We start from the raw sequence: 25,977 nt of genomic DNA, 5'->3' as shown, positions 1-25,977 counted from the left end.
CTACCGATTTACTTGACAACATGAAATATCCAGGAGCATGGTTGTTTCACGTAATGAACCTTTTCCGGCGGACCTCCCCGGAGACCCCGTAGGACGTTGAGGAGAACCCGAGCCCATGTCTGCTGCACTGCCCACGACCAGCCGCGAATGGCACCTCGTCGCCCGTCCGCACGGCTGGCCCCGGGCCGAGGACTTCGCGCTGCGTGAGGCCGCGGTCGCCGCTCCGGCCGAAGGCCGCATCCTCGTCCGCAACAAGCACTTCTCGGTCGACCCGTACATGCGCGGCCGGATGAACGACGTGAAGTCCTACACCCCGCCCTTCCAGCTCGACCGCCCCATGGACGGCGGCGCGGTCGGCGAGGTCATCGCCTCCGCCGCCGAGGGCTTCGCCGTGGGCGATCACGTGCTGCACGGCCTCGGCTGGCGCGAGATCGCCGACGTCCCCGCCGAGCACGCGGTGAAGGTCGACGCCGGTATCGCCCCGCTCTCCGCCTACCTCGGCGTGCTCGGCATGCCCGGACTCACCGCCTACGCGGGCCTGTTCGACGTCGCCTCCTTCAAGGAGGGCGACGCGGTCTTCGTCTCCGGCGCGGCCGGGGCCGTCGGCAGCCAGGTCGGCCAGCTCGCCAGGATCAACGGCGCCTCCCGGGTCATCGGCTCGGCGGGCTCCGACGAGAAGGTCAGGCTCCTCGTCGAGGAGTACGGCTTCGACGCCGCGTTCAACTACAAGGACGGGCCCGTCCGCGACCAGCTCAGGGAAGCCGCCCCCGACGGCATCGACGTCTACTTCGACAACGTCGGCGGCGAGCACCTCGAAGCCGCGATCGGCTCGCTCAACCTGCACGGCCGTGTCACCGTCTGCGGCATGATCGCGCAGTACAACGCCACCGAGCCGACCCCCGGCCCGCGCAACATGGCACTGATCATCGGCAAGCGGCTCCGCATCCAGGGCATGCTCGTCGGCGACCACGCGGACCTGAAGGAGAAGTTCGTCCAGGATGTCGCGGGCTGGCTGGCCTCGGGCGAGCTGAAGTACCAGGAGACCGCGATCCAGGGCATCGAGAAGGGGTACGACGCCTTCGTCGGCCTCCTGCGCGGCGAGAACACCGGCAAGATGATCGTCTCCCTGGCCTGATTCCGGCCCGTTCGGGTACCCGTTAGGCTCACCCCAGGCCGTCGCGATCGTGGGCGCGAGTCGCGGCGCACCAACCGGAGGAATCCTCACATCATGACCATCCAGAAGATCGACGTCGCCTACACCGCCGTCGCCACCGCCGAGAACGGCCGCGACGGCCGGGTCGCCTCGGACGACGGCCGGCTCGACGTCGTGGTCAACCCGCCGAAGGCCATGGGCGGCAGTGGCGCTGGCACCAACCCGGAGCAGCTCTTCGCGGCCGGTTACAGCGCCTGCTTCCAGGGCGCGCTGGGCGTCGTCGCCCGCCAGGAGGGCGCTGACATCTCCGGCTCGACGGTGACCGCTTCCGTCGGTATCGGCAAGAACGAGGCGGGCGGCTTCGGCCTGGAGGTCGCCATCAGCGCGACCATCCCGAACGTCGACCGGGCCACCGCCCAGGCGCTCGTGGAGAAGGCCCACCAGGTCTGCCCCTACTCCAACGCCACCCGCGGCAACATCAAGGTCGAACTGTCGGTCGCCTGACGGCTTCCGCACGCTCGCGCGTAAGGACCGCATCCCGTCCGGGGTGCGGTCCCGCACACCAGTACGCTGACGCCCATGAGTGATCTCGGGGCAGGATTCGGCTACTTGGCGAAGGGGCAGCGCTGGGCTGTCCGGCACGGGCGCTGGCTCGGGATCGGTCTGCTGCCCGGACTTCTCACCCTGGTCGTCTACGCCGGGGCCCTGATCGGACTCGGCTACGGCGCCGACGACCTCGTCGCCTGGGCGACCCCGTTCGCCGACGACTGGACCTCGCCGTGGCAGGGGCTGCTGCGCACCGGGCTGACCGCGCTCGTCTTCGTCCTCGGGCTGTTCCTCGCGGTCATCACCTTCACCGCCGTCACCCTGCTGGTCGGCCAGCCGTTCTACGACTCGCTCTCCGAGGAGGTCGACCGCAGCGAGGGCGGTGAGGTCCCCGAGTCCGGCCTGCCGCTCTGGCGGGACCTGTGGGTCTCCGCCCGGGACTCCGTCCGCATCCTGCTGCGCGTCGCGCTGTACGGGATCATCCTCTTCGCCTGCGGCTTCATCCCCGTCGTCGGCCAGACGGTGGTCCCCGCGCTCGGCTTCTGCGTCTCCGGCTACTTCCTGGCCCAGGAGCTGACCGGGGTGGCCCTCCAGCGCCGGGGGTTCGAGCTGAAGGCGCGGCTCGCCCTGCTCCGCCGCCGCCGGCTGCTGGTCCTCGGCTTCGGGGTTCCGCTCACGCTCGCGTTCCTGGTGCCGTTCGTCGCGGTGTTCCTGATGCCGGGGGCCGTCGCCGGGGCCACCCTCCTCGTACGCGACCTGGTCGACCCGGCCGAACCGCCCGTCGCCCCCGCCGGGGACCCGGGCGCCGCCACCGCCGCGGGCGGCCCGGCCGCCTGACCGGCTCCGGCGCGCCCTACGCCTCGTCGGGGCCCCGGGCCGTCCTCAGCAGCTCCAGGAACTCCCCGAACGCCCCCGGCATGTCCACCGCCTCCGGGTCCAGCAGCCACTGGTACTGGAGCCCGTCCATCACCGCCACCAGCAGCACGGCGGCCCGCTCCGGGGACAGCCCGCCCGGCAGCGTGCCGCCGTACTCCGCGCGCAGCGTCGCCGCCATGGCGGCCCGGACCCCGGTGTAGCGGCGGGTGAAGAACTCCCGGGCCGGGTGGTCCTCCGTCACGCTCTCGCCGAGCAGCGCCGCGAACGTCCGCACGATCACCGGCCGCATCGCGTTGTACTCCACCAGCGAGCCCAGCAGCTCCAGCCGCCAGGCGTCCGCCTCGCCCCCGCCCCCGCCGGTGTCCCACCGGTCCCGGTCCTCCAGCACCGCCACCAGCAGCGCCTCCTTCGTCGGGAAGTGGTGCAGCAGCCCCTGCTGGGTCAGACCCACCCGCTCGGCCACCGCCCCCAGCGTCGCGCCCCGGTAACCGCGCTCGGCGATCACCTCAAGGGTGGCCCGCAGGATCTCGGCCCGCCGCTCCTCGCTTCTGGCCCGTGCCATCGCCGGCCCCTTCCCCGCCGCCCGGCCCCGCGCCGGTCCCCCTCAGCAGAACCGTACGGCGTCACGGACCCGGCTCCACCGACGTAACGAAAAGATAACAAAACCTACCAGGTTACCGGTGAACGCGTCACCATGGAGGCGTCCACCGGACTCGACCAGGAGGTACGGCCGTGACAGCCGCGTCCAGCATCAGCGACCCCGAAGCCCTGCGCCGGGAGGCCGTCGACGCGGCCCTCGCGGCACTCGGCCTCGACGACAAGGCGCGCCTGCTGGCCGGACAGGATCTGTGGACGCTGCCCGCCCTGCCCGCGATCGGACTGCGCTCGCTGGTGATGTCCGACGGTCCGATCGGCGTCCGGGGCGTGCGCTGGACCGCCGCCGACCCCTCGATCGCGCTGCCCTCGCCCACCGCGCTCGCCGCCGCCTGGGACCCCCGGCTGGCCCGCCGCGCCGGGCGGCTGCTCGCCCAGGAGGCCCGCCGCAAGAGCGTGCACGTCCTGCTCGCCCCCACGGTCAACCTGCACCGCACCCCGCTGGGCGGCCGCCACTTCGAGGCCTACAGCGAGGACCCCCTTCTCACCGGCGAGATCGGCACCGGTTACGTCCTGGGCGTCCAGGACGGCGGGGTCGCCACCACCGTCAAGCACTTCGTGGCCAACGACGCCGAGACAGACCGCTTCACCGTCGACAACACCGTCGCCCCGCGCCCCCTGCGCGAGCTGTATCTCACGCCCTTCGAACGGATCGTCAAGAACGCCCACCCCTGGGGCGTGATGGCCGCCTACAACCAGGTCAACGGCTCGACCATGACCGAGCACCGCTACCTCCAGAACGCCGTCCTGCGCGGCGAGTGGGGCTTCGACGGCTTCATCGTCTCCGACTGGCTCGCCGCCCGCTCCACCGTCGGGGCGGTCACCGGCGGCCTGGACGCGGCCATGCCGGGGCCGCGCACCGTCTACGGCGAGGCGCTCGCGACCGCGGTACGGGCCGGGGAGGTGGACGAGAAGATCGTCGACATCGCCGTACGGAACATCCTGCTGCTCGCCGCCCGCGTCGGGGCCCTGGACTCCGCCCCGCCCGCCGTGGCCCCCGCCGACCTGCCCGCACCCCTCGACGGCGAGGCGCTGGCCCGCGAGATCGCCCACCGCTCCTTCGTGCTCGTCCGCAACGAGGGCGGCACCCTGCCGCTCGCGCCCGGCTCCACCGTCGCGCTGAGCGGGGCGCTCGCCCGGGACGCCCGGGTGCTCGGCGGCGGCTCCGCGCTGGTCTTCCCCGACCATGTCGTCTCCCCGCTCGACGGCCTCACCGCCGCCCTCCCCGAGGGCGCGCTGAGCTACGCCGTCGGAGCCGACCCCAGCGACGAACTCTCCATCGCCGGGGCCGGGTTCGACCTCACCGCCGTCTGCCGCGACGCCTCCGGGACCGTCCTGGCGACGCTCCCGCTGCCCACCGGCCAGATCCAGTGGATCGGGGCCGACCTGCCCGACGGCGTCACCCACGAGACCCTGCACAGCGTCGAGATCACCGGGACGTTCACCCCGCGCGAGAGCGGCGAGCACACCTTCGGCACCCGGGGCTTCGGCGGCTTCACGCTCACCGTCGCGGGCCGCACCCTGTACGACGGCGACCAGGACCGCGCCCCGGGGACCGACCCGCTCGGCGCGTTCTTCAGCGAGCCCGTCGAGCGCGGCCGCCTCACCCTCCCCGCCGGTGAACCCGTCGAGGTCTCGCTCACCCACCGCCCGGTCCCCATTCCCGGCCACCCCTTCAAGGGCGTCTCCTGCTGCCTCGTCCACCTCGCCCCGCGCCGCGACCCGAAGGACCTCGTCGCCGAGGCCGTGGCGCACGCCCGCGGAGCCGACGCCGCGATCGTGGTCGTCGGCACCACCGAACGCGTCGAGTCCGAGGGCTTCGACCGCACCGACCTCAAGCTCCCCGGCCACCAGGACGACCTGGTCCGCGCGGTGGCCGCCGTCAACCCCCGTACGGTCGTCGTCGTCAACTCCGGCTCCCCGGTGGAGCTGCCCTGGCGGAACGAGGTCGCCGCCGTCCTGCTCGGCTGGTTCCCCGGCCAGGAGGCCGGGCACGCGCTGGCGGACGTCCTGCTCGGCACGGAGGAGCCCGGCGGCCGCCTCCCCACCACCTGGCCCGCCGTCCTGGCCGACGCCCCGGTCACCGCCACCACCCCGGTGAACGGCGAACTCGCCTACACCGAGGGCGTCTTCATCGGCTACCGGGCCTGGGAGAAGGCGGGCACCGCCCCCGCGTACCCCTTCGGCCACGGACTCGGCTACACCAGCTGGGAGTACGACGCCGTCACGGCCACCCCCGAGGCGGTCACCGTCCGCGTCCGCAACAGCGGTTCGCGCCCCGGCGGCGAGACGGTCCAGATCTACCTCGCCCCGGAACCCGCCCCCGGCACCCCCGAGCGCCCGGCCCGCTGGCTGGCCGGATTCGCCCGGGTCACCGCCGGACCGGGCGAGAGCGCCGAGGTCACCGTCCCGGTGGAGCGCCGCGCCTACCAGGTCTGGGACGAGGCGCTGAACGGCTGGGCCACCGTCCCCGGCCGCTATCAGGTCCAGGCGGCCCGCTCGCTCGCCGACGTCCGGGCCACCGCCACGGTGGAGATCACGGCCGACCCGGAGCGCCGCCGCTCATAGGCGCCGGCGCCCGAGCGGTCAGCGCACCCCGAAGCCGTACGTCGTCCGCGAGGCGAACTCCTCGCCGGGCCGCAGCACCGTGGACGGGAACTCCGGCCGGTTGGGGGAGTCGGGGAAGTGCTGGGTCTCCAGCGCGATCCCGGCACACGGGCCGAACGGCCGCCCGTCGAAGTGGTCGGCCGTGTACAGCTGGAGCCCCGGCTCGGTCGTCCGGACCGTCAGCACCCGCCCGGACCCGGCGTCGTACAGCTCGGCGGCGACCCCGTCGGCGGGCGCCGCGTCCAGGACGAAGTTCTGGTCGTAGCCCGCGCCGACCGTCCGGTACCGCCGGAAGTCGAAGCGGGTCCCGGCCACCGGGGCGAGGAGCCCCGTCGGCACCGAGGCCGCGTCCACCGGAGTGATCCGCTCCGCCGCGATCCGCAGCTGCTGCCCGAGCGCGCTGCCGCTGTCCGCGCCCGCCAGGTTCCAGTACAGATGGCTGGTCGGGTTGAGCACGGTCGGCGCGTCGGTCACCGCCCGGTGGTCCAGCACCAGCGCCCCGCCCGGCCCGAGGGTGTACGTCACGGAGAAGTCCAGCCGCCCCGGGTAGCCCTCGTCGCCGTCCTCGGAGACCAGGGACATCCGCACCCCGCCGGGGACGGCCACCGCGTCCCACACCCGCTTGTCGAAGCCCCTCGCCCCGCCGTGCAGATGGTTGCCGCCCTCGTTGCGCGTCAGGCGGTGCGTGCGCCCGTCCAGGGTGAACGCCGCGCCGCCGATCCGGTTCGCGTACCGCCCCACCACCGCGCCGAAGTAGGGGCCCGGGAACTCCTCGTACCCGCCGACGTCCGCCAGACCCAGCGCCACCGGAGCCCGCGACCCGTCCCGGCCCGGTGCCAGCACGGACTGCACGATGGCCCCGTACGTGAGCACCCGCACCCGCACGCCGTCCCGCTCCAGCGTCCACCGGCGCACGGGCGACCCGTCCGCGAGCGCCCCGAAGTCCTCCGTACGCGTGATCGTCTCCGTGCTCGTGGTCATGGTGCCCGACCCTACGCGGGCGGCTGTGAGGCCGTGACGTTGCGGTAGGCGATCTCCGCCAGCCGGGCCTGCCCGTCGCGGCTCGGGTGGAACCAGTCCCAGGGGCTCAGCTGCGCCGAGGTGAACCGGAAGCCGAAGACCGCCCCGCCGTCGTAGCGGCAGTGACGATCCTTCGCGCAGACCTCCCGCAGCACCTCGTTGTACGCCACCACCCGCTCGCGCACCGCCTCGCGCCGGGCCACGGCGGCTGGCCCGAGGTCGTCCGCGCCGGCCAGCATCGACTGGCAGATCCCCAGGTCCCAGATCTTCTTGCCCAGCTCGTTCACCCGCCCCGTCGACCACAGCCGCTTCAGGTCCGGCACGCTGGAGACGTACACCTGCGCCTTCGGGGCCCCGGCCCGCAGCTGACGCATCGACGCCGTGAACGATGCGCGGAAGTCCGCCACCGGCGTCATCAGCGCCGCCGAGTCCCGGCAGGCGTCGTTCGCGCCGATCATCACCGTGACCAGTTCCGGCCGCTCCTTCGCCGCCAGCGCCATCTGTGCGGGCAGCTGCACCATCCGGGCCCCCGACGCGGCGTGGTTCCAGCTGTGGTCCGCCGCCTTCGACGCGCCGAGCAGCCGCACCGCGAGACTGCGCACCGCGGCGTCCGTCCCGGTCGCCCACGACACCTCGGGGCAGTCCGCCAGCACCGAGCAGGCGTCGAAGCCCCGGGTGATGGAGTCCCCGACGGCCGCGACGGACCCGGGCCGCGGATTCCAGTCCGGGGTGGGGGAGGGCGACGGGGAGGCGCCGCGCGAGGAGGCGGGCGCGTTCCGTGACACGCCGTGGTCACCGCCCCCGCCGGAGCACCCCGCCAGCGCGGCCGTGCCGACGCAGCCGAGTGCCGCCAGCGCGGCGAGCGCCCCGCGCGTCCGAGGGCGTGTCGCGGGCTCCCGCATCGGTGTGTTCCCCTCCGGTCTACCCCTGGTTTATGCCTGGGGACATGCCCCCGGCACACTCCTCGTCCCCAGGTAGGAGGCGTGCGCGCCCTGCCGGGTGAAAGCTGGGCGAATCAAGGGCCTGGGACCGACGGTACGTCACACGGACGGCCCCGGCGCACGGTAGCTTTTCCCCGTCGAACCAGTTGCGTTCCGCCCGTCCGCGCCCACGTGGGTGGCTCCGGTACATTACGTCACGTCACATACTGTCCCTTTTCTGGAGATTAACTCCCGATGCTGTTTACTGATGACAACCTCGGGTCGTGGCCGGAAAGAGACGGTACGGACGCGAGGCCGCTGGGGAAGGCGTACCTCGTCCCACACGGGAGGTTCCGGTGACGACACGTGGAGTCCTGTACGTTCACTCCGCACCGCGCGCGCTGTGCCCACATGTCGAGTGGGCGGTGGCGGGTGTTCTCGGAGTGCGGGTCCAGCTGGACTGGATCAGACAGCCGGCCGCGCCCGGCACCTGGCGGTCCGAATTCTCCTGGAAGGGCCGCGCGGGCACCGCGTCGCAGCTCGCCTCCGCCCTGCGCGGCTGGGATCTGCTGCGCTTCGAGGTGACCGCCGAACCCTGCCCGACCGCCGAGGGCGAGCGCTACAGCTCCACCCCCGGCCTCGGCATCTTCCACGCCGTCACCGGCCTGCACGGTGACATCCTGATCCCCGAGGACCGGCTGCGCGCCGCACTGGCCCGCTCCACGCGCGGCGAGAGCGATCTGGAGGCCGAGATCGCCTCCCTGCTCGGCAAGCCGTGGGACGACGAGCTGGAGACCTTCCGGCACGCGGGCGAGGGCGCCCCGGTCCGCTGGCTGCACCAGGTGGTGTGAGCCGGGCTTCCCCGGCCGACGACGAAGCCCGCCTCCCGGACCCGGGAAGCGGGCTTCACCCGTATCAGGGCGGGGCGGACGGCTGCCGGACCGTCACACGGAACGGAACGCCAGCACCACGTTGTGTCCGCCGAATCCGAACGAGTTGTTGATCGCCGCGATCGGCCCCTCGGGCAGCGGCCGCGGCTCCCCGCGCACGACGTCCGCGTCGACGTCCCCGTCGAGGTCGTCCACGTTGATGGTCGGCGGGGCCATGTGGTGGTGCAGCGCGAGGACGGTGGCCACCGTCTCGATGCCGCCCGCGCCACCGAGCAGGTGGCCCGTCATCGACTTCGTCGCCGAGATCGCGACATGGTCGAGGTCGTCGCCCAGCACCTTGCGCAGGGCCTTGATCTCCGCGATGTCGCCCAGCGGCGTCGACGTGGCGTGCGCGTTGAGGTGGGCCACCTCGGAGGGCTTGAGGTCGCTGGAGTCCAGCAGGTTCCGCATGGCGGCGGCGATGCCCCGGCCGGTGGGCTCGGGCTGCGCGATGTGGTGGGAGTCGGCCGACAGGCCCTGGCCCAGCACCTCGCAGTAGACCCTCGCGCCGCGCCGGGCGGCGTGCTCCGCGGACTCCAGGATGACGACGCCCGCACCCTCGCCGAGGACGAAGCCGTCCCGGCCGGTGTCGTAGGGGCGCGAGGCCTTCTGGGGCTCGTCGTTGTTCTTGGACATCGCCATCATGTTGGCGAACGCGGCGATCGGCAGCGGGTGGATGGCCGCCTCCGTGCCCCCGGCGACGACCACGTCGGCCCGGCCGGTGCGGATCATCTCGACGGCGTAGCCGATGGCCTCGGCGCCCGAGGCGCAGGCCGAGACCGGGGTGTGGACACCGGACTGGGCGTTGACCTCCAGACCGACGTTGGCCGCCGGGCTGTTGGGCATGAGCATGGGGACGGTGTGCGGGGAGACGCGGCGTGCGCCCTTCTCCCTGAGCACGTCGTACTGGTCGAGCAGGGTGGTCACGCCGCCGATGCCGGAGGCGATGACCGAGCCGAGACGCTCGGGGCGGACGGTCTCGTCCTCCTCACCGGCCTTGCCGGTGTAGCCCGCGTCCGCCCACGCCTCGCGGGCCGCGATCAGCGCCAGCTGCGCCGAGCGGTCCAGCTTGCGGGCCAGCGGGCGGGGCAGGACCTCGCCCGGGTCGACGGCCGCGAGGGCGGCGATCCGGACGGGCAGTTCGGCGAACCGCTCGCCCTCGAGGGGCCTGACGCCGGACCGGCCGGCCATCAGACCTTCCCAGGTCGATGCGGAGTCGCCACCCAGCGGAGTGGTTGCGCCGATACCGGTGACGACCACGGTGCGATTGGTCGAGTTCACTGGAAAATCTTCTCCACGTGTAGAGGGTCGTGAATCAGCGGCGCCACCGCCGGGTGGCGACACAGCCGGACTGGGATCAGCCCTGGTGCTTCAGGATGTAGTCGGCTGCGTCGCCGACCGTCTTGAGGTTCTTGACGTCCTCGTCGGGGATCTTCACGTCGAAGCGCTCCTCGGCGGCGACGACGACCTCGACCATGGACAGCGAGTCGACGTCCAGGTCGTCGGTGAAGGACTTGTCCAGCTGGACGTCCTCGACCGGGATACCGGCGATCTCGTTGACGATCTCGGCGAGACCGGAAACGATCTCTTCCTGCGTGGCGGCCATCTTGGCGCTCCTTCGGTGGGTTTCTTCGGTGTTCGTAGCTACGGACCAAAAGGTCCGGTGTGCCTAGGGGAGGGTAACGACCGTCGCGGCGTAGACGAGACCCGCCCCGAAGCCGATGACGAGCGCGGTGTCGCCGCTCTTCGCCTGACCGGTCGCCAGAAGCCGCTCCATCGCGAGCGGGATCGAGGCGGCGGACGTGTTACCGGTGGACTCGATGTCACGGGCGACCGTGACGTGCTCCGGCAGCTTCAGGGTCTTCACCATCGAGTCGATGATCCGCATGTTGGCCTGGTGCGGGATGAAGACGTCCAGGTCTCCCGGGGCGATCCCGGCCGCGTCCAGCGCCTGCTGGGCGACCTTCGCCATCTCGAAGACGGCCCAGCGGAACACCGCCTGGCCCTCCTGCGTGATGGCGGGGAACTTGACCTCGCCCTTCGAGTCGAGCGGCAGCCGCGACACGTCGCCGAGGCGGAACTCGTCCCAGCCGACCGTCTGCTTGATCGTCTCGGACTTGTCGCCCTCCGACCCCCACACGGTCGGGCCGATGGCCGGTTCCCGCGAGGGGCCGACGACGACCGCGCCCGCGCCGTCCCCGAACAGGAAGGCCGTCGCGCGGTCCTCCAGGTCGGTCAGGTCGCTGAGCCGCTCCACGCCGATGACCAGGACGTACTCCGCCGAGCCCTCGACGACCATGCCCTTGGCGAGGGTCAGCCCGTAGCCGAAGCCCGCGCAGCCCGCCGAGATGTCGAAGGCGGCGGGCCTGCCCGCGCCGATCCGGTGGGCGATCTCGGTGGCGACGGCCGGAGTCTGCTTGAAGTGCGAGACGGTCGAGACGACGACCGCGCCGATCTGCCCGGGGTCGATGCCCGCGTCCGCGATGGCCTTGCCGGACGCCTCGATCGACATCGCGGCCACGGTCTCCTCCGCGGAGGCCCAGTGGCGGGAGACGATGCCGGAGCGGGAGCGGATCCACTCGTCGGAGGAGTCGATCGTTTCGAGGATCACCTCGTTCGGCACGACCCGGGTCGGGCGGTAGCCGCCGACCCCGAGGATGCGCGCGTACGGGGCGCCCTGGCTGGGCTTGATCTTCGACATGCTCGCTCCTTAGGCGCCCGCGTGCTCGGAGATGAGCGCGCGGGCCGCGTCGAGGTCGTCGGGGGTCTTCAGCGCCAGCGTCTTCACGCCGGGCAGCGCGCGCTTGGCGAGCCCGGTCAGTGTGCCGCCGGGGCTCAGCTCGACGAGTGCGGTGACGCCCAGGGACTGGAAGGTCTCCATGCACAGGTCCCAGCGGACCGGGTTGGCGACCTGTCCGACCAGCCGGGCGACGACCTCGGTGCCGGTGGCCACGGTGTGCCCGTCGGCGTTGGACACGTACGTCACGGACGGGTCCGCGACCGTGAGGTCCCCGACGGCCCCGCGCAGCCTGTCCACGGCCGTGGCCATGTGGTGCGTGTGGAACGCGCCCGCCACCTTCAGTGCGACGACCCGGCGCACGCCCTCGGGCTTGTCGGCCTCCAGGGCGGCGAGCTGGGCCGCGGTGCCCGCGGCGACGATCTGGCCGCCGCCGTTGACGTTGGCCGGGGTCAGCCCGAGCTTCTCCAGGTGCGGGACGGTCACGGCCGGGTCACCGCCGAGCAGGGCCGCCATTCCGGTCTCGGTGACCGCGGCGGCCTCGGCCATGCCGAGGCCGCGGGTACGCACGAAACGCAGAGCGGCCTCCTCGCCGAAGACACCGGCGATCGAGGCGGCGGTGATCTCACCGACGCTGTGACCCGCGACGACGGACGGCGAGGCGCCCAGGGCGGACGCCGACAGCAGCCCGGCGGCCACCAGCAGCGGCTGCGCGACGGCCGTGTCGCGGATCTCGTCCGCGTCGGCGTTCGTGCCGTAGTGGGCGAGGTCGAGCCCGATGGCCTCGGACCAGGCCGCGATGCGGTCGGCGGCGCCGGGGAGATCGAGCCAGGGAGTCAGGAAGCCGGGCGTCTGAGCGCCTTGGCCGGGAGCGACGAGTACGAGCACCCTCACACTCTCTCTTGTGGACGGCCCAGCACGCCCGTGGGGACAGGGACGAAGAACCGTCGGGGGAATTGTTGAAGTACAACAAAAGTCTAGGACTGGATATCCGCCGCGGCCAAGCGCCCCAGGATCAGGGCGATCCGCAGCGTGAACGCGGAGCGCACATCGGAGGGTGACCATCCGGTGACGTCGGTCACACGTCGTAGCCGGTAGCGCACGGTGTTGGGGTGCACGAACAGCATCCGGGCCGCGCCCTCCAGACTGCTCGCCTGCTCCAGATAGACACTCAGCGTTTCCAGCAGAGCCGAACCGGCCTCTTCCAGCGGTCTGTAGATCTCCTCCACCAACTGGTCCCGCGCGGCCGGATCCCCGGCCATCGCGCGCTCCGGCAGAAGATCGTCCGCCAGCACCGGGCGCGGCGCGTCCTGCCACGCCGAGCACGCCTTCAGCCCGGCGGCCGCCGCCTGTGCGGACCGGGTGGCCGCCAGCAGGTCCGGCACGACGGGTCCGGCGACCACCGGCCCGGCGGCGTACGGGCCGATCAGGCCCTTGGCGACCTGGAGCGGGTTGTCGCTGCCGCCCGCGATGACGACCAGACGGTTGCCGAGGACACCCGTGAGGACCTGGAGCTTCGCGTGCCGGGCGGCGCGCCGGATGGCCTCCACGGTCAGTTCGCTGTCCCCGTCGGGCGCGGTGCCGAGGACGACACAGACGTGCTCGGGCGAGTTCCAGCCGAGCGCGGCGGCCCGCGAGACGGCCCCCTCGTCGGCCTCGCCGGAGAGCACCGCGTTCACCACGAGGGACTCCAGCCGGGCGTCCCACGCGCCCCGCGCCTCGGCGGCCTGGGCGTAGACCTGGGCGGTGGCGAAGGCGATCTCCCGCGCGTAGACGAGCAGCGCCTCGCGCAGCACCGACTCGTCGCCGGGGGCGGCCACTTCCTCGATCGCGGCCTCCATGACCTCGATGGTGGTGCGCACCATCTCCACGGTCTGCCGCAGGGTGATGGCCCGGGTCAGCTCGCGCGGGGCGGTGCCGAACACATCGGTGGAGATCGCCTGCGGGGCCTCGGGAAACCGGAACCACTCGGTGAACGCCGCGATACCGGCCTGGGCGACTAGGCCGATCCAGGACCGGTTCTCCGGGGGCATCGCCCGGTACCACGGCAGCGATTCGTCCATGCGGGCGATCGCGTTGGCGGCCAGCCGGCCGGAGGACTGCTCCAGCCGTTTCAGGGTCGCGGCATGCAGATGGGCGTCGTGGGCGTCAGGCTGCTGCTCAGGATCGGGTCGGGGCACGAGGACAAGACTGCCTTATCGGGCCGGTGGATCGGTGGGCCGGGGCGACGGTGCCCCCTACCGGCGGGTAGGAAGCTCCCGCCGCCCGGTCCGCCGCTCCCGTCCGGAGCCGGGCGGGCGCGCCCCCGGCTACCGTGGCCGGGTGATATCCGTGCACCGGTCCGACGACCGCTACCGGGGCGGCGACGCGGCCGCCGGGATCGAGACCCGGCACGCCCTCTCCTTCGGCCCCTTCTACGACCCGGACAACCTCCGCTTCGGCCCGGTCCTGGCCTGCAACGAGGAGCGCCTGGCCCCGGGCGCGGGCTTCGACGAGCACCCGCACAGCCATACGGAGATCGTCACCTGGGTCGTCGAGGGCGAGCTGACCCACCGGGACTCCACCGGCCGGGCCACCGTCGTCCGCGCCGGGGACGTGGCCCACCTGAGCGCCGCCTCCGGGGTCCGCCACGTCGAACGCAACGACGGCACGCACCCGTTGACCTTCCTCCAGATGTGGCTCGCGCCCCTGGAGCCCGGCGGCGAGCCCTCGTACACGGTCGTCCCCGGCATCGCCGACTCCACCCCGTACGCGCTGCCCGGCGCGGGTGCGATGCTCCACGTCCGGCGCCTGGTGGAGGGCGAGCGCACGGCGGTCCCGGACGCGGTGCGCGCCTACGTCCACGTGGTACGGGGCCGGGTCGCCCTGGACGGTGAGGAACTGGCCTCCGGCGACGCGGCCCGGATCACCGGGGCCCGGGGCCTGGCCGCGGTCGCGGTGACGGCGGCGGAGCTGCTCGTCTGGGAGCTGGCGGGCTGAGCGGGGCGGCACCCCGGGCCCGGCACGGACAGCACGTGGCGGGCCCGGCACGGTCGGCAGGGGCCGAACGCTGAACATGGACAGCTCGCGGCGGTCGCGGCGGCCCTTTGTAAGGTGCTGGCGGCGTCACGTTTCCCCACGACGCCCCGTATGACGCTGTCCGTGCGCCGTGCGTCCGCCTGCGAAGGAGATCCCCATCAACCCCACCGTGTCCAGCCCCGATGCCCTGGCCACCCTCCGAGACCGCGCGCAGCAGGACTACGCCGAGCTGGTACGGCGGAACCTCTCCCTCGACCTCACGCGCGGCAAGCCCGCCGCGGACCAACTCGACCTCTCCGCGCCGCTGCTGGCCCTGCCCGGCGACACCTACCGCAGCGCCGAATCGGTGGACACCCGCAACTACGGCGGTCTCCACGGCCTGCGCGAGCTGCGCGAGATCTTCAGCAACCCGCTCCAGGTCCCCGTCGAGCAGCTGATAGCGGCGGGCAACTCCAGCCTGGAGCTGATGCACGACAGCCTCGTGCACGCGCTGCTGAGCGTGATGCCGGGGGCGGAGTCCCGCTGGGCCGACCAGGAGCGGATCGCCTTCCTCTGTCCCGTACCCGGCTACGACCGGCACTTCGGCGTGTGCCAGCGCCTCGGCATCGACATGATCCCCGTCCCGATGACCGACCAGGGCCCCGACATGGAGACCGTGGAGCGACTGGTGGCCGAGGACGCCTCGGTCAAGGGCATCTGGTGCGTCCCGAAGTACAGCAACCCGGACGGCGTCAGCTACAGCGACGAGGTCGTCGACCGGCTCGCCGCCATGCCCACCGCGGCCCCGGACTTCCGGATCTTCTGGGACAACGCCTACGCGGTCCACCACCTCACCGACGAGCGGGTCGCGATCGCCGACGTGCTCGCCGCCTGCGCGGCGCACGGCCACCCCGACCGGGCCTTCGTCTTCGGCTCCACCTCGAAGATCACCTTCGCCGGCAGCGGCGTCGGCTTCTTCGGCGCCTCGCCCGACAACATCACCTGGCTGCTCGGCAACCTCGCCAAGCGCACCATCGGCCCGGACAAGGTCAACCACCTGCGGCACGCCCTCTTCCTCAAGGACGAGGCGGGCGTCCACGCCCACATGGACCTGCACCGCGCCAAGCTCCGCCCGAAGTTCGACGCCGTCCTGCGCATCCTCGAAGCCGAACTCGGCTCCACCGGCCTCGCCACCTGGACCGACCCCAAGGGCGGCTACTTCATCACCCTGAAGGTCCTCGACGGCTGCGCGAAGGACGTCGTCCGCCGCGCCGCCGAAGCGGGCATCGTCCTCACCCCCGCGGGCGCCACCCACCCGCACGGCCAGGACCCGGACGACGCGGTGATCCGGATCGCCCCCAGCTTCCCCACCCCCGAGGAACTGGAGCAGGCCATCGCGGGCGTCACGGCCTGCGTGCGCCTGGTCGGCTACGAGAAGCGGCTGGCGGACACGGCGAGTTGAGGGCATTCGGCTGCCGCCGTGTCCGGCGTTTCGGACGCCTTCCTCGACTGCCAGTCCATCGGCTGACCGATGACCGGCTGACTTATCCGGATGGCCCCAGGGGGGCAAAGGGGTTTTGAGGTCGGCGGTCGAAGTGGAGGTGTTTCTTCCGTGACGAAAGAGTGCTGAACTGTGCGCTCGTGACTGGCCGCCCTCACTGGGGCGCAGTTCGGACTCTATGGGGGAATCATGATTGACCGTCACTTCTATGTCGGGCTGGGAATCGCCTTGGCGGCTGGACTGATGACCGTCACAGCCACCACGGCACATGCCGACTCGCCGTCCGAGAGTGAGGACGCTTACACCTTCAATCCGAATGAGGCCGGGCTGATACACCTGTACGGTGAGCCCGATGCGGGCGCTGCCGTACAGCCGATGAACTTCACCAGCGAACTGAAGAATTGGAAGCCCGGATCGAAGGAATCCCGGCACTGGGCCGACAATGACTACACCGAGATCCAGTTCACCGGTTGCAGAGTCAAGCCCACCGGGGGGAAGTCCGTCACTGTCAGGCTCTTCCAAGCGATTCCGTTCTCGCGGGACAAGGAAATGGGAGACAAGACGTTCACTGCCTGTTTCAGCGGCGGCACGTCCCGAGGCGAGTGGGACGTCCACTACGATGGCGGCGACAACCGCTACTTCACGATCCCGAAGGTGAACGGTTCCGGGAGTATTGAAGGCAGCCTTGAGGTAGACAAGGTGTACGTCGACACCACCAAGGCCGACTAGCGGTCCGCTTCGCACGTCCGCAGCTTCTGTCGCCGGGATGCGCGTCGCGCGCTTCCCGGCGCATCGCATGGGAACGGCAGTCCAATTGAACCTTCGCGCCCGTCTGCGCACCAGTCCGGCACTGTGGACCGCACCGGTCTGGGGCGGCATCATCATCTTCTACTTCTTCTATGTGGTGCACCTTGAGGACTCCCGTGCGGAAGTCCTGGCCGGCCCGCTCTGGGCCCCGGAGCAAGTCGCACTCGTGCTGTCGTTCTTCTACGCGTTCGCTTACGCGATCACCGTAGGGCTCGCGGTGTGGGAGGGCGGCCGGTTGGTGCTGGACGGTGTCTGGACCCTGGCTCCCAGCCGCACCCGAATCCGGGTGGCCGTGCACGCCCTCACCCCCAGCGTGGTGGCGGGCTGGCTCGTGCTGACGGTGCCGGTGATCTTGAGACTGGTGGAAACCAGCCTGATGCCCTCCCTTGCCGCCTTGACGCCGCTGCTGATGGGGATGGGCATCGTCGGCGCGTACGCCCTGTTGGGCTGTGCCCTGGGCCATCTTGTCCCCCGGAGCATCGCTGCTCCGCTTGCCTCTGTCGCTGTGTTCTATCTCGTCAGTGGTTCGGGCGGTTACAGCGATCCGGTCTGGCCCCGTCACACTCTCGGTCAGATCGACACGTCTCTCGCCTTCGGCGAACGCTACGGCGTGCTCACGGTGTTGGTGCCGTTCCTGTTCATCGCGGCGGCAGCAGCCGCCGCTGCGGCATGTTGGCTGCGGGGGCCACGCAGACGGCTGGTACGCACGGCCGCTGTCGTCGCGGCGCTGGGCGTAAGCGTGGCATGCGCGCGGGAAGCGTCAGGCTGGGGGATCGCCGACGGCCCCGTCGTGGCGGGACAAGCCCCGGTGCGTTGCGTGGGAGAGGCCCCGCGCGTGTGCATGGCCGAATCCGGCGGAGCGATCGGCTCCCTCGACGAGGTCCGTACCCACGTCGTGGCATCGGTGCGGAAGTTGCAGGCAGCGGGCGTCCGGGTGGAGATGCCCGACGTTGTCTCGGACGCCCTCCTGGCCGAGCGCCACCGTAAGCGGTCCTCGGCGACTCAGTGGTGGCTGCCGCTGTCCCGGCAGGCCGGTGAGCCGGGCGGCGGCATGGTCAACATCCGTTACGCGGTTCTGCTCACCTCCGTGCGATTCCCGTGCACCTTGCCGGCTGCCTTCGAGCCGGGCATGCCCGCGGACTGGATCGTGCCTCACGACGCCGCGACGCTGTGGGCCGCCCAGAAAATCGATGCGGAATCCCCTTACCTCGCCTGGCGGCGCAGCGAGTACGGCGCGATTCAGAATGCCCACGAGGTGCTGGCGAAGGTGAAGAAGCTGGCGGACGACACCAGCGGTCTCCCCAGCGAAACCGAGCAGAAGGCGTGGTTCCACGCCGAACAGCAGAAGGCGTGCGAGCTGGCAGGGCGGGCATAGGACATGATCCTGTGGATCAGAGCGCGCCGTGCGTTCCCCGTGCTCGTTCCCGGCTTGCTCGCGTTCCTCGCAGTGATCACGGTAGGACGGCAGGAGAACGTACTGCTGCCGGGCCTCACCAACAGCGGGCGTAACCAAGTTCAACTGGTCCATTTCGCGCCGCTGATCGTCACCTCGACCCTGGCCTATTGTCTTGCTCAAAGGCTGCCTGAGGCAGAACTCACGACAGTGCGCAGGATCCGCCTTCTGGACGTCGCGCTCGTGACGGTGGCGACCACACTCGCGGTGTCGGCGAGCTGCCTGGTCGCCGGCATCACGCACACGGACCTTGTCTACGAGGCCGGTCGCAACACGCTGTTTCTCGTCGGCCTCATGCTCGTCGCCGGCGCGCTCCACCCGCAAGCCGCGACGCCGGCGCCCGTCGCCTGGGTCTTCGCCGTCATGTTCGCGGGATACCAGGACTACGACCGTCCGTGGATCTGGGCCGTCACTCTTCATCCCGCGCACATCGTCGTCACTGCCTGCCTCTGCCTGCTCGTCTTCGCAGCCGGTCTCGTCGTGGGCGGCCGCAGCCCGCGTTCCTCCTGAAGGATTCTCTCCCCCATGCATCTGGAACTCAGCTCCGTCTCCTACGCATACGGACGGCGTACGCCGTCCGTCCTTGACGAGCTCACACATACCATCAGCGACGGATTCACGATTCTTCTCGGTCCCAACGGCGCAGGGAAGTCGACGCTGCTGAAACTGGCGGCCGGCGTCAACCAGCCGGATAGCGGAACCGTGCGTCTCGGTGACCTGTCCTCCGATCAGGCGGCCTACCGCGCCCACGTGGCCTGGATGCCGCAAACGATCACCGCCATGACCGGGCTCACCGCACGCGAGCAGGTCGCCTACACCGGCTGGCTCAAAGGCATGAGCCGCAGCGCGGCCTGGGAAGCCGCGGCCGACGCGCTCGACCGGGTCGAGCTCACCTCTCAGGCTGACACCAGAACGCGTCGGCTCTCCGGCGGCCAAGTCCGCCGGGTGGGCGTCGCCTCCGCCTTGGTCCACGGTGCCGGCTTGCTCCTGCTCGACGAACCGACAGCCGGAATGGACCCGACCCAGCGGCGCCTCTTCCGTAACCTCATCTTGCGCCTCGTTGACGACGGCGTCCCCGTGCTCATGTCCACACACGACGTCACCGATCTCGCCGAAGAAGCTGACCAGGTCACTGTCCTCGCCCACGGCGTGATCACCTTCGACGGAACCACGGAAGCCTTTCTCGAACACGCTTCCGCACACGTCCAGGCCGCACGTCGAGCGGAAGACGCCTACGCGGTACTCACCCATGGCGTCATGCCGGAGGACCCTGTGCGAGTCGAACGGCGGACGTCACGCGGGTCGGGGAACTGACGAGTCGGTGCGTGATAACGGGTGAGGCGTCATGTGTGAGTGAGGGCATGATCCGGCTGCGGTGATCATGGTCAATCGGACGGTCCTGGGCCTGGTGTTCGGCGTCGACCGCTCCACCGTCACCCGGGCCGTCCAGGAGATGTGCGCGCTCCTGGCCCAACGGGGGTGCGCGATCCCGGAGCGCCCGGACCTGCCTCTTCGGACCCTGGCGGATGTGGTCGTCTACGCCTGGACCGAGGTCATCGAGCTGCGCCTGGATGACGGTTCACCCTCGACGCCTCACCCGTTGTCACGCACCAACTCGTCAAGCGGCGGTGGGCGGAGCTCGCAGACTCCGGCCGCCGCCTCCTCGCGTGTCGCGCGTCAGCGCAGGCTGTCGACGAACGCCCGCCAGGCGGGGGCCCCGAGGACGATGGCCGGGCCGGCGGGGTTCTTGCTGTCCCGGACGGGCGCGGAGCCGCACGGAGCGGCGGGGGCGGCCTCGACGCAGTCGCCGCCGGTGTTGCCGCTGTGCGAGGACGTACGCCAGGCCGCGCCTCCGGTCACGGTGCACTCGACGCACTCGCCGCCGGTGCTTCCGCTGTAGGAGGACTTCCGCCAGGCCGCGCCGTCGATGACGGTGCACTCGACGCAGTCGCCGCCGGTGCTTCCGCTGTAGCTGGACGTGCGCCAGTCCGCGTTCGTCAGGTCAGGGCCGTGCTCCATAACGCTCCTCCATCACGCGGCTGATGCGCGCCACCGATTTCTCGACGGAGAGTGCGGTGGCCTGGAGGTGAGCGTATCGGAGGGAGGCCTCCCGGATCGTCTCGGGGTTGGCCGTCATATGGCCGGAGATGCGGTCCTCGGTGTAGATGATGTCCGGGTCGTCGTCGAAGCGCAGCTGGTTGAACGAGCCGTCCAAGCTCGCGTGTTCCCCCGCCTCGAACGGCAGCACCTGAATCCGCATCCAGCGGTGCTCGGCGTAGTCCAACAGCCTCTGGAGTTGGGCCCGCATCACCTCGTGGCCGCCGATCGGCCGGTACAGCACCGCCTCGTCCAGCACCGCCCACGCCAGCGGCGGCCTGTCCCGCTCCAGGATGCGCTGCCGCTCCATGCGGGCCGCGAGAAGCGCCTCCAGGTCGTCGGGCATGCCGGTGGCCAGTACCGCTCGCGCGTACTCCTCCGTCTGCAAGAGCCCGTACACCACCTGCGCCTGGTAGGTGGAGATGTACGCCGCCTTCGCCTCCATGTCCGCGTACGGACGAAACCAGCCCGGCAGTTGGCTTCGCAGGACCAGGCTCACCAGGCGGGAGAACAGCCCGTCCGTGCCCAGCGCCTGGTCCAGGGCTTCCGCGAATTCGCGGGTGGGGACCTTCTTCGTCGTCTCGATCTGGCCGATCAGCGAGCCCGAGCAGTACATCATCGAGCCCAACTGGCCCTGTTTCAGGCCGTGCGCCTCGCGCACCCGGCGCAACTCCGAGCCGAAGTAGTCGAGGGGGGATGCGCTCGGGTCGAGCTTCTGGATGTTGGCCACGGCGCGGACCTCCGGTGTGCAACGCCTTGCGGCGTTCGTTTCCGTACGTAGCCGAGCGTATCCAGAGCGTCGCAGCCTGGTGGCATGAATCTCGTACTCATCCCCACGGAGGGATCCCGGGACCCCGTCTACCGCTCCGACTTCATCCTGGGCGAGCACTCGGCCCGGCATCTGCGGCGCGTTCTGCGGCTCTATCTCCAGGCGTGGGAACTGCCGTTCCTGGCCGAAGCGGCGGAGCTGGCCCTCACCGAGCTGATCGCGAACGTCGTGCGACACGTGCCCGGCCGACGGGGGCAGACCCTCATCTACCAGCTGCCGCACGACGAGGGCGTCCGTGTCGAGGTGGCCGACGGCAGTCCCGTCGTGCCCGTCGCCGTCAAGGGCGACCTGATGGACGACGGCGGGCGCGGGCTGATCCTGGTCAACGCCGTGACCGACGACTGGGGCATCGAGAAGCGCTGGGACGGCAGCGGGAAGACCGTCTGGTTCGAGTGCCTGACGCCGCCGGAGAAGGGCGGCAGCCGGTTCAGGAGAGTTCGGCGACTACCGCGTCCGTGAACGGGGTCCACGCCTCCACCGCCCACGGTCCGAAGGCCCGGTCGGTCAGTGCCACGCAGGCCGCGCCCGCCACCGGGTCGATCCAGAGGAACGTGCCCGACTGGCCGAAGTGGCCGAAGGTCGCCGGGGAGGACGAAGCCCCCGTCCAGTGGGGGGACTTGGAGTCCCGGATCTCGAAGCCGAGGCCCCAGTCGTTCGGGCTCTGGTGGCCGTAGCCCGGCAGGACCCCCTTCAGGCCCGGGTGGACCACGCTCTGGGCTTCGAGCACCGTGCGCGGGTCGAGGAGGCGGGGGGCCTGGACCTCGGCGGCGAAGCGGGCCAGGTCGTCGGCGGTGGAGACGCCGTCGCGGGCCGGGGAGCCGTCGAGGGTCGTGGAGGTCATGCCCAGCGGCTCCAGGACCGCCTGGCGCAGGTACTCCGCGAACGGGATGCCGGACGCCTTGGCGATGTGGTCGCCCAGCACCTCGAAGCCCGCGTTGGAGTACAGGCGGCGGTTGCCGGGCGGGGCCGTCACCCGGTGCTCGTCGAAGGCGAGGCCGCTGGTGTGGGCGAGGAGGTGGCGGACCGTGGAGCCCTCCGGTCCGGCCGCCTCGTCCAGTTCGACCGCCCCCTCCTCGTACGCCACCAGCGCCGCGTAGGCCGCGAGGAGCTTGGTCACCGAGGCGAGGGGGAAGCGGTGGCCGGTCGGCCCGTGCGTGCCGAGGACCGTGCCGTCGGCCCGGACGACGGCGGCAGCCGCGGTCGGGACCGGCCAGGTGTCGATGATGCGCAGGCTCTCCATGCGCCCGAGCCTAACGTTCAGAGGTAGAGCCTCATCGCCGGGTCCGGAGTGCGGGCGAAGCCGAGCGAGGCGTACAGGGGCTCGGCGTCCTCGGAGGCCCGCAGATCGACCCGGGTCACCCCGCGCTCGCGGAACCAGCCGAGCAGCGCTTCCGTACAGGCGCGGGCGTGGCCCCGGCGGCGTCGGCCGGGGTCGGTGGCGACGCTGAAGACGTGACCACCGCTGCCGTCGGGGTTGCCGGGGCCGCCCAGCCGGTACTCGATCGTGCCGACCGCGCAGGCGGCCAGGCCCGCACCGTCCGGGGCGTCCACGACGAACGCGGTGAGGTTCCCGGCCGGATCGGCGAGCTCGGCGCGCAGCGTCGCCACCGCCACGGGCCGCCAGGAGGCGTCGGCGTCCGCCGCGGGGCGGTACGCCAGTGAGTCGATCATGACCGCGCGGAGCCGGACCAGTTCCTCGGCGTCCTGCGGGGTGGCGCGGCGGGCGGGGGCGGGGCGTTCGGGTTCCATGGTCGGCCAGGCTAAGGGCTGTCCCCGGGGGTTGTTCTCCCCGTTTCCGCTTGCTTGGAGTGCACTCCAGGGTTCTAGCGTGGAAGGCATGACGGTGATCGACGGACCAGCCCGGAGCACCCCCGCGACCAGCACCGACGCCGAACCCTCCCCAGGGGACGACGCCTGTACGGCCCCGGCCGAGGCGCATCCCCGGCCCTCGGGGCAGGACAGCTACACCATCAGCGAGGTCGTCGCCCTCACCGGGCTCACCGCGCACACCCTGCGCTGGTACGAGCGCATCGGGCTGATGCCGCACGTCGACCGCTCGCACACCGGGCAGCGCCGCTTCAGCAACCGCGACCTGGACTGGCTGGCCTTCGTCGGCAAGCTGCGGCTGACCGGGATGCCCGTCGCCGACATGGTGCGCTACGCGGAGCTGGTGCGCGCGGGCGAGGCGACCTTCAAGGAGCGGCGGGAGCTGCTGGAGGCGACCCGCCGCGACGTGCTCGGGCGGATCGCGGAGCTGCACGACACCCTCGCGGTCCTCGACCACAAGATCGACTTCTACGGTGGCGCCCGCCGGGCGCCGGAGAGGCACAGCGCCTGATGACTGCTGACAAGATTTCCACGGTGCGGCTGGGCACGGACGGGCCGCTCATCGGCGTCCAGGGCCTCGGCTGCATGGGCATGAGCGAGTTCTACGGCGACACCGACGAGTCCGCCGCCCGGGACACCCTGGACGCCGCGCTGGAGGCGGGTGTCACGCTCCTGGACACCGCCGACGCCTACGGGCGCGGGGCCAACGAGGAGTTCCTGGCGCCGTTCGTCGCCGCCCACCGGGACGAGATCACCCTCGCCACCAAGTTCGGCCTCGTCCGCACCGACGACCCCGGCTACCGGGGCATCAGCAACGACCCCGCGTACATCCGTACCGCCGTCGAAGCCAGCCTGCGCAGGCTGAACACCGACGTCATCGACCTGTACTACATGCACCGCCGCGACCCGGCCGTGCCGCTCGCCGAGTCGGTCGGGGCGCTCGCGGAGCTGGTCCGGCAGGGTAAGGTCAAGCAGCTCGGACTGAGCGAGGTGACCGGCCCCGAACTGCGCGAGGCGTACGCCGTGCACCCGATCGCGGCCCTCCAGTCGGAATGGTCGCTCTTCAGCCGGGACGTCGAGCGGAGCGCCGTCGGCGCGGCGGCCGAGCTGGGCGTCACCCTGGTGCCGTACTCGCCGCTCGGCCGGGGCTTCCTCACCGGGGCCTTCGCCGACGCCGGCCAGGACCTCTCCCCGGGCGACTTCCGGCAGAACCAGCCCCGCTACAGCGGCGACAACGCCCGGACCAACGCCGCCCTGCTGGAGCCCGTCCACACCATCGCCGCCGCCCACGGTGTGACCGCCGCGCAGGTGGCCCTGGCCTGGGTCCAGCAGCGCGCCGAGGTGCACGGCCTGACCGTGGTCCCGATCCCCGGCACCCGTAAGCGCGGCCGCCTCACGGAGAACGTCGCCGCCACCCGGCTGCGCCTGAGCGCCGAGGAACTGGCCCTGCTGGAGCCGATCGCCGGGCAGGTGGCGGGGGACCGCTACCCGGACATGAGCAGCACGTCGGCGGCTCGGGAGGAGTGAGCCCCCGGGGACTCTCCCCGCCCGGGAGCCCCCGGGGACTCTCCCCGCCCGGGAGCCCCCGCCCTCTCGTCGGGCCCAACTGCCCGGGAGCCCCCCGGTGCCTTCGGGCCTGGCACACCGCGAACACCGCCCTCCCGCCAGGCACCCGGCTGACGCCGTCCTCACGCCAGGCCCAGCGCGAACACCGCGAACCCCGCCGCGAGCAGCCCCGCCAGCGCGCGGCGGGCGTTCGCGGCGCGGCTGCCCGTCGGCCACGGGGCCTCGAACCGGCGGGCGTAGCGGGCGATCAGCACCAGCAGCCCCGCGAACACCGGCAGCCACAAGGCCCGCGCGAGCAGCCAGCCCACCGTGTCCGGGGCGGCCGTCAGCCCCGCCACCGCCGATCCGCCGCCCCACAGCGACGCCGGCACGGCCGCCGCCAGCATCGCGCTCTGGTGCCAGCACAGGATCGTCATCGCCGCCAGGTTCACCACCACGACCGGCGCCCACAGCAGCGGCCTGCGCAACAGCCGGCCCAGCCGGTCCCGTACCAGGATCGCCGCCCCGCTCTGCGTCGCCGCCAACGCCACCACCAGCAGCGACGGCGGATGCGAGTTCGTCCGGGCCTCGCCGGGCACCCCGACCATCGACGCCGGGTAGTGGAAGACGAGCAGCAGCACCGCGAACAGCACCGCACCCCCGGCCAGCAGCAGCCGCGCCCCGCGCCGCCCGATCCGCCCCTCGCCCCAGGACACGCCGAGCTGATACGCGAAGAGCCAGCCGGGCAGGACGTTGAGCGCGCTCAGCCACGACGGCACCGCCTCCGCGAGGGGCCCGTACCGCAGGAAGTCCACCGCCGCTACGGAGGCCCCCAGCGGCAGCGCCGCCCATCCGCCCAGCCGCCGCGCCGACGAGACGCAGAGCGGGGTCAGCGCCGTGACCACCGAGTACACCCCGACGAACCAGAGCGGCTGGATCACCAGCGTCGACCCCGTCCGCAGGGTGTCGCCGGGGACGCCCAGCACCGACAGCACCGCGAGCAGCACCGCCCACATGGCGGTGACGCCGAACACCGGACGCCCCAGGCGGGCCAGCCGCCCGCGCAGCCAGACAGTCGTCGTCGAGGTCCGGCGGCGGTAGGAGAGCACCGAGGCGTACCCGCCGACCAGGAAGAAGATCCCGAGCATCTGGAGCACCCAGCTCGCCGGGGCGAGCGCGCCGAACGCCGAGAGCGGGCTCGCGTTGTGCAGCCCGTCGGCGTCCAGCCGGAAACCGCCGAGCATCCAGTGCCCGAGCGGCACCGCGAGCAGCGCGAGAGCGCGCAGGCCGTCGATCGCGCGGTCCCGGTGGGCCGGGGTGGCCGCGTCGATCCGCGCGGCGACGCGGCGCGCCCGGGACGCCGTGGCGGGCGGGGCGGTCACCGGGGTGCGCGTGCCGGACGTGGGGGTGTTCGGGCGGGGCCTCGTCGTGCGCGTGCCGGACGTGTGCGTGCCGGACGTCGTCGTGCGCCTGCCGTGC

At 71.8% G+C, this 25,977-nt stretch carries 27 protein-coding genes; 14 read left to right on the top strand and 13 right to left on the bottom strand.

Annotation, left to right across the window (positions count from 1 at the left end; all coding sequences use genetic code 11):
• The first annotated feature begins 115 nt into the window (after positions 1-115).
• The 3 genes from ACIRRU_RS09095 to ACIRRU_RS09085 all read left to right on the top strand — a co-directional run bounded on the left by ACIRRU_RS09095 (position 116) and on the right by ACIRRU_RS09085 (position 2,536).
• Complete coding sequence (locus ACIRRU_RS09095) at positions 116-1,135, top strand: NADP-dependent oxidoreductase (protein WP_403678133.1); 1,020 nt, start codon at positions 116-118, stop codon at positions 1,133-1,135.
• Between the two features lie 93 nt (positions 1,136-1,228).
• Positions 1,229-1,657: an organic hydroperoxide resistance protein gene (locus tag ACIRRU_RS09090; RefSeq protein WP_403678131.1), complete on the top strand. Its 429-nt coding sequence runs from the start codon at positions 1,229-1,231 to the stop codon at positions 1,655-1,657.
• Positions 1,658-1,732: 75 nt separating this feature from the next.
• A complete protein-coding gene (locus ACIRRU_RS09085; RefSeq protein ID WP_403678129.1) occupies positions 1,733-2,536 on the top strand; it encodes an EI24 domain-containing protein in 804 nt (267 codons plus the stop codon).
• 16 nt (positions 2,537-2,552) lie between these two features.
• On the opposite strand, the gene ACIRRU_RS09080 is transcribed toward ACIRRU_RS09085, so the two are convergent.
• Positions 2,553-3,137 (bottom strand): TetR/AcrR family transcriptional regulator, encoded by a 585-nt coding sequence (locus ACIRRU_RS09080; protein WP_403678128.1) that lies wholly within the window; start codon positions 3,135-3,137, stop codon positions 2,553-2,555.
• Positions 3,138-3,307: 170 nt separating this feature from the next.
• On the opposite strand from ACIRRU_RS09080, the gene ACIRRU_RS09075 reads away from it, so the two are divergent.
• A complete protein-coding gene (locus ACIRRU_RS09075; RefSeq protein ID WP_403678127.1) occupies positions 3,308-5,797 on the top strand; it encodes a glycoside hydrolase family 3 protein in 2,490 nt (829 codons plus the stop codon).
• Between the two features lie 18 nt (positions 5,798-5,815).
• Here the strand turns inward: ACIRRU_RS09075 and ACIRRU_RS09070 are convergent, their stop codons facing one another.
• Together ACIRRU_RS09070 and ACIRRU_RS09065 are read right to left on the bottom strand one after the other, a co-directional pair.
• Positions 5,816-6,817, bottom strand: a complete 1,002-nt coding sequence (locus tag ACIRRU_RS09070; protein WP_403678126.1) for an aldose epimerase family protein — start codon at positions 6,815-6,817, stop codon at positions 5,816-5,818.
• An 11-nt stretch (positions 6,818-6,828) separates the two neighbouring features.
• Positions 6,829-7,758: an SGNH/GDSL hydrolase family protein gene (locus ACIRRU_RS09065; protein ID WP_403678125.1), complete on the bottom strand. Its 930-nt coding sequence runs from the start codon at positions 7,756-7,758 to the stop codon at positions 6,829-6,831.
• 374 nt (positions 7,759-8,132) lie between these two features.
• Between ACIRRU_RS09065 and ACIRRU_RS09060 the strand changes: the two genes are divergently transcribed.
• Positions 8,133-8,627, top strand: a complete 495-nt coding sequence (locus ACIRRU_RS09060) for a DUF3145 domain-containing protein (protein ID WP_363202746.1) — start codon at positions 8,133-8,135, stop codon at positions 8,625-8,627.
• 93 nt (positions 8,628-8,720) lie between these two features.
• Here the strand turns inward: ACIRRU_RS09060 and fabF are convergent, their stop codons facing one another.
• From fabF to ACIRRU_RS09035, 5 genes are all read right to left on the bottom strand, one after another.
• Positions 8,721-9,986, bottom strand: a complete 1,266-nt coding sequence (gene fabF / locus ACIRRU_RS09055; protein WP_403678124.1) for a beta-ketoacyl-ACP synthase II — start codon at positions 9,984-9,986, stop codon at positions 8,721-8,723.
• A gap of 76 nt (positions 9,987-10,062) precedes the next feature.
• Positions 10,063-10,311 carry an acyl carrier protein gene (locus ACIRRU_RS09050; protein WP_084745743.1) on the bottom strand — a complete coding sequence of 83 codons (249 nt, stop codon included), beginning with the start codon at positions 10,309-10,311 and terminating at the stop codon, positions 10,063-10,065.
• 63 nt (positions 10,312-10,374) lie between these two features.
• On the bottom strand, positions 10,375-11,406 hold the full coding sequence (locus tag ACIRRU_RS09045) for a ketoacyl-ACP synthase III (protein ID WP_363202744.1): 1,032 nt from the start codon (positions 11,404-11,406) through the stop codon (positions 10,375-10,377).
• Between the two features lie 9 nt (positions 11,407-11,415).
• Complete coding sequence (locus tag ACIRRU_RS09040) at positions 11,416-12,330, bottom strand: ACP S-malonyltransferase (RefSeq protein WP_363202769.1); 915 nt, start codon at positions 12,328-12,330, stop codon at positions 11,416-11,418.
• Between the two features lie 89 nt (positions 12,331-12,419).
• On the bottom strand, positions 12,420-13,622 hold the full coding sequence (locus ACIRRU_RS09035) for a helix-turn-helix domain-containing protein (RefSeq protein ID WP_363202743.1): 1,203 nt from the start codon (positions 13,620-13,622) through the stop codon (positions 12,420-12,422).
• A 142-nt stretch (positions 13,623-13,764) separates the two neighbouring features.
• Here ACIRRU_RS09035 and ACIRRU_RS09030 point away from each other — a divergent pair, with 142 nt between their 5' ends.
• The 6 genes from ACIRRU_RS09030 to ACIRRU_RS09005 all read left to right on the top strand — a co-directional run bounded on the left by ACIRRU_RS09030 (position 13,765) and on the right by ACIRRU_RS09005 (position 19,514).
• Positions 13,765-14,421, top strand: coding sequence for a pirin family protein (locus ACIRRU_RS09030; protein ID WP_403678122.1), 657 nt, complete (start codon positions 13,765-13,767; stop codon positions 14,419-14,421).
• 208 nt (positions 14,422-14,629) lie between these two features.
• Entirely contained in the window at positions 14,630-15,901 is a 1,272-nt protein-coding gene (locus ACIRRU_RS09025) for an aminotransferase class I/II-fold pyridoxal phosphate-dependent enzyme (protein WP_403678120.1), read from the top strand.
• Between the two features lie 228 nt (positions 15,902-16,129).
• Positions 16,130-16,669 (top strand): hypothetical protein, encoded by a 540-nt coding sequence (locus ACIRRU_RS09020; RefSeq protein WP_403678118.1) that lies wholly within the window; start codon positions 16,130-16,132, stop codon positions 16,667-16,669.
• A gap of 37 nt (positions 16,670-16,706) precedes the next feature.
• The gene (locus ACIRRU_RS09015) at positions 16,707-18,122 is read left to right on the top strand and encodes a hypothetical protein (protein WP_403678116.1); all 1,416 of its coding nucleotides are present in this window, start codon (positions 16,707-16,709) and stop codon (positions 18,120-18,122) included.
• A 3-nt stretch (positions 18,123-18,125) separates the two neighbouring features.
• The gene (locus ACIRRU_RS09010; RefSeq protein ID WP_403678114.1) at positions 18,126-18,710 is read left to right on the top strand and encodes a hypothetical protein; all 585 of its coding nucleotides are present in this window, start codon (positions 18,126-18,128) and stop codon (positions 18,708-18,710) included.
• 15 nt (positions 18,711-18,725) lie between these two features.
• Complete coding sequence (locus ACIRRU_RS09005) at positions 18,726-19,514, top strand: ABC transporter ATP-binding protein (protein WP_403678112.1); 789 nt, start codon at positions 18,726-18,728, stop codon at positions 19,512-19,514.
• A gap of 363 nt (positions 19,515-19,877) precedes the next feature.
• Here ACIRRU_RS09005 and ACIRRU_RS09000 read toward each other — a convergent pair whose 3' ends face one another.
• Entirely contained in the window at positions 19,878-20,219 is a 342-nt protein-coding gene (locus ACIRRU_RS09000; protein WP_403678110.1) for a DUF397 domain-containing protein, read from the bottom strand.
• Complete coding sequence (locus ACIRRU_RS08995) at positions 20,203-21,027, bottom strand: Scr1 family TA system antitoxin-like transcriptional regulator (RefSeq protein WP_403678108.1); 825 nt, start codon at positions 21,025-21,027, stop codon at positions 20,203-20,205. Before ACIRRU_RS08995 ends, ACIRRU_RS09000 begins: the two co-directional genes overlap by 17 nt.
• An 84-nt stretch (positions 21,028-21,111) precedes the next feature.
• Between ACIRRU_RS08995 and ACIRRU_RS08990 the strand changes: the two genes are divergently transcribed.
• Complete coding sequence (locus tag ACIRRU_RS08990; RefSeq protein ID WP_403678106.1) at positions 21,112-21,585, top strand: ATP-binding protein; 474 nt, start codon at positions 21,112-21,114, stop codon at positions 21,583-21,585.
• Here the strand turns inward: ACIRRU_RS08990 and ACIRRU_RS08985 are convergent.
• Both ACIRRU_RS08985 and ACIRRU_RS08980 read right to left on the bottom strand, forming a co-directional pair.
• Positions 21,554-22,366: a serine hydrolase domain-containing protein gene (locus ACIRRU_RS08985; RefSeq protein WP_403678104.1), complete on the bottom strand. Its 813-nt coding sequence runs from the start codon at positions 22,364-22,366 to the stop codon at positions 21,554-21,556. The genes ACIRRU_RS08990 and ACIRRU_RS08985 overlap by 32 nt on opposite strands.
• 17 nt (positions 22,367-22,383) lie before the next feature.
• Entirely contained in the window at positions 22,384-22,875 is a 492-nt protein-coding gene (locus ACIRRU_RS08980; protein ID WP_403678102.1) for a GNAT family N-acetyltransferase, read from the bottom strand.
• A gap of 88 nt (positions 22,876-22,963) precedes the next feature.
• Here ACIRRU_RS08980 and ACIRRU_RS08975 point away from each other — a divergent pair, with 88 nt between their 5' ends.
• Positions 22,964-23,464: a MerR family transcriptional regulator gene (locus tag ACIRRU_RS08975; RefSeq protein WP_403678100.1), complete on the top strand. Its 501-nt coding sequence runs from the start codon at positions 22,964-22,966 to the stop codon at positions 23,462-23,464.
• Entirely contained in the window at positions 23,464-24,480 is a 1,017-nt protein-coding gene (locus ACIRRU_RS08970; protein WP_403678098.1) for an aldo/keto reductase, read from the top strand. The genes ACIRRU_RS08975 and ACIRRU_RS08970 overlap by 1 nt, the downstream gene beginning before the upstream one ends.
• Positions 24,481-24,641: 161 nt before the next feature.
• Here ACIRRU_RS08970 and ACIRRU_RS08965 read toward each other — a convergent pair whose 3' ends face one another.
• Positions 24,642-25,880 carry an acyltransferase gene (locus ACIRRU_RS08965; RefSeq protein ID WP_403678372.1) on the bottom strand — a complete coding sequence of 413 codons (1,239 nt, stop codon included), beginning with the start codon at positions 25,878-25,880 and terminating at the stop codon, positions 24,642-24,644.
• Between the last annotated feature and the right edge of the window lie 97 nt (positions 25,881-25,977).

Origin of the sequence: Streptomyces sp. NPDC101181 (assembly GCF_044767975.1) — a bacterium.
In the GTDB taxonomy this organism is placed as follows: Bacteria; Actinomycetota; Actinomycetes; order Streptomycetales; family Streptomycetaceae; genus Streptomyces.
Note: the sequence above shows the minus strand (reverse complement) of the source record. Positions and strands in the feature narration are given on the sequence as shown.

What these genes read in the sequence shown, in the direction of transcription:
- ACIRRU_RS09000 (WP_403678110.1), bottom strand. Translation starts at nt 20,219, where the DNA reads ATGGAGCACGGCCCTGACCTGACGAACGCGGACTGGCGCACGTCCAGC.
- ACIRRU_RS09070 (WP_403678126.1), bottom strand. Translation starts at nt 6,817, where the DNA reads ATGACCACGAGCACGGAGACGATCACGCGTACGGAGGACTTCGGGGCG.
- ACIRRU_RS09085 (WP_403678129.1), top strand. Translation starts at nt 1,733, where the DNA reads ATGAGTGATCTCGGGGCAGGATTCGGCTACTTGGCGAAGGGGCAGCGC.
- ACIRRU_RS09095 (WP_403678133.1), top strand. Translation starts at nt 116, where the DNA reads ATGTCTGCTGCACTGCCCACGACCAGCCGCGAATGGCACCTCGTCGCC.
- ACIRRU_RS09010 (WP_403678114.1), top strand. Translation starts at nt 18,126, where the DNA reads ATGATCCTGTGGATCAGAGCGCGCCGTGCGTTCCCCGTGCTCGTTCCC.
- ACIRRU_RS09065 (WP_403678125.1), bottom strand. Translation starts at nt 7,758, where the DNA reads ATGCGGGAGCCCGCGACACGCCCTCGGACGCGCGGGGCGCTCGCCGCG.
- ACIRRU_RS08985 (WP_403678104.1), bottom strand. Translation starts at nt 22,366, where the DNA reads ATGGAGAGCCTGCGCATCATCGACACCTGGCCGGTCCCGACCGCGGCT.
- ACIRRU_RS08990 (WP_403678106.1), top strand. Translation starts at nt 21,112, where the DNA reads ATGAATCTCGTACTCATCCCCACGGAGGGATCCCGGGACCCCGTCTAC.
- ACIRRU_RS09015 (WP_403678116.1), top strand. Translation starts at nt 16,707, where the DNA reads ATGCGCGTCGCGCGCTTCCCGGCGCATCGCATGGGAACGGCAGTCCAA.
- ACIRRU_RS08980 (WP_403678102.1), bottom strand. Translation starts at nt 22,875, where the DNA reads ATGGAACCCGAACGCCCCGCCCCCGCCCGCCGCGCCACCCCGCAGGAC.
- ACIRRU_RS09020 (WP_403678118.1), top strand. Translation starts at nt 16,130, where the DNA reads ATGATTGACCGTCACTTCTATGTCGGGCTGGGAATCGCCTTGGCGGCT.
- ACIRRU_RS09045 (WP_363202744.1), bottom strand. Translation starts at nt 11,406, where the DNA reads ATGTCGAAGATCAAGCCCAGCCAGGGCGCCCCGTACGCGCGCATCCTC.
- ACIRRU_RS09080 (WP_403678128.1), bottom strand. Translation starts at nt 3,137, where the DNA reads ATGGCACGGGCCAGAAGCGAGGAGCGGCGGGCCGAGATCCTGCGGGCC.
- ACIRRU_RS09050 (WP_084745743.1), bottom strand. Translation starts at nt 10,311, where the DNA reads ATGGCCGCCACGCAGGAAGAGATCGTTTCCGGTCTCGCCGAGATCGTC.
- ACIRRU_RS08975 (WP_403678100.1), top strand. Translation starts at nt 22,964, where the DNA reads ATGACGGTGATCGACGGACCAGCCCGGAGCACCCCCGCGACCAGCACC.
- ACIRRU_RS09005 (WP_403678112.1), top strand. Translation starts at nt 18,726, where the DNA reads ATGCATCTGGAACTCAGCTCCGTCTCCTACGCATACGGACGGCGTACG.
- ACIRRU_RS09090 (WP_403678131.1), top strand. Translation starts at nt 1,229, where the DNA reads ATGACCATCCAGAAGATCGACGTCGCCTACACCGCCGTCGCCACCGCC.
- ACIRRU_RS08970 (WP_403678098.1), top strand. Translation starts at nt 23,464, where the DNA reads ATGACTGCTGACAAGATTTCCACGGTGCGGCTGGGCACGGACGGGCCG.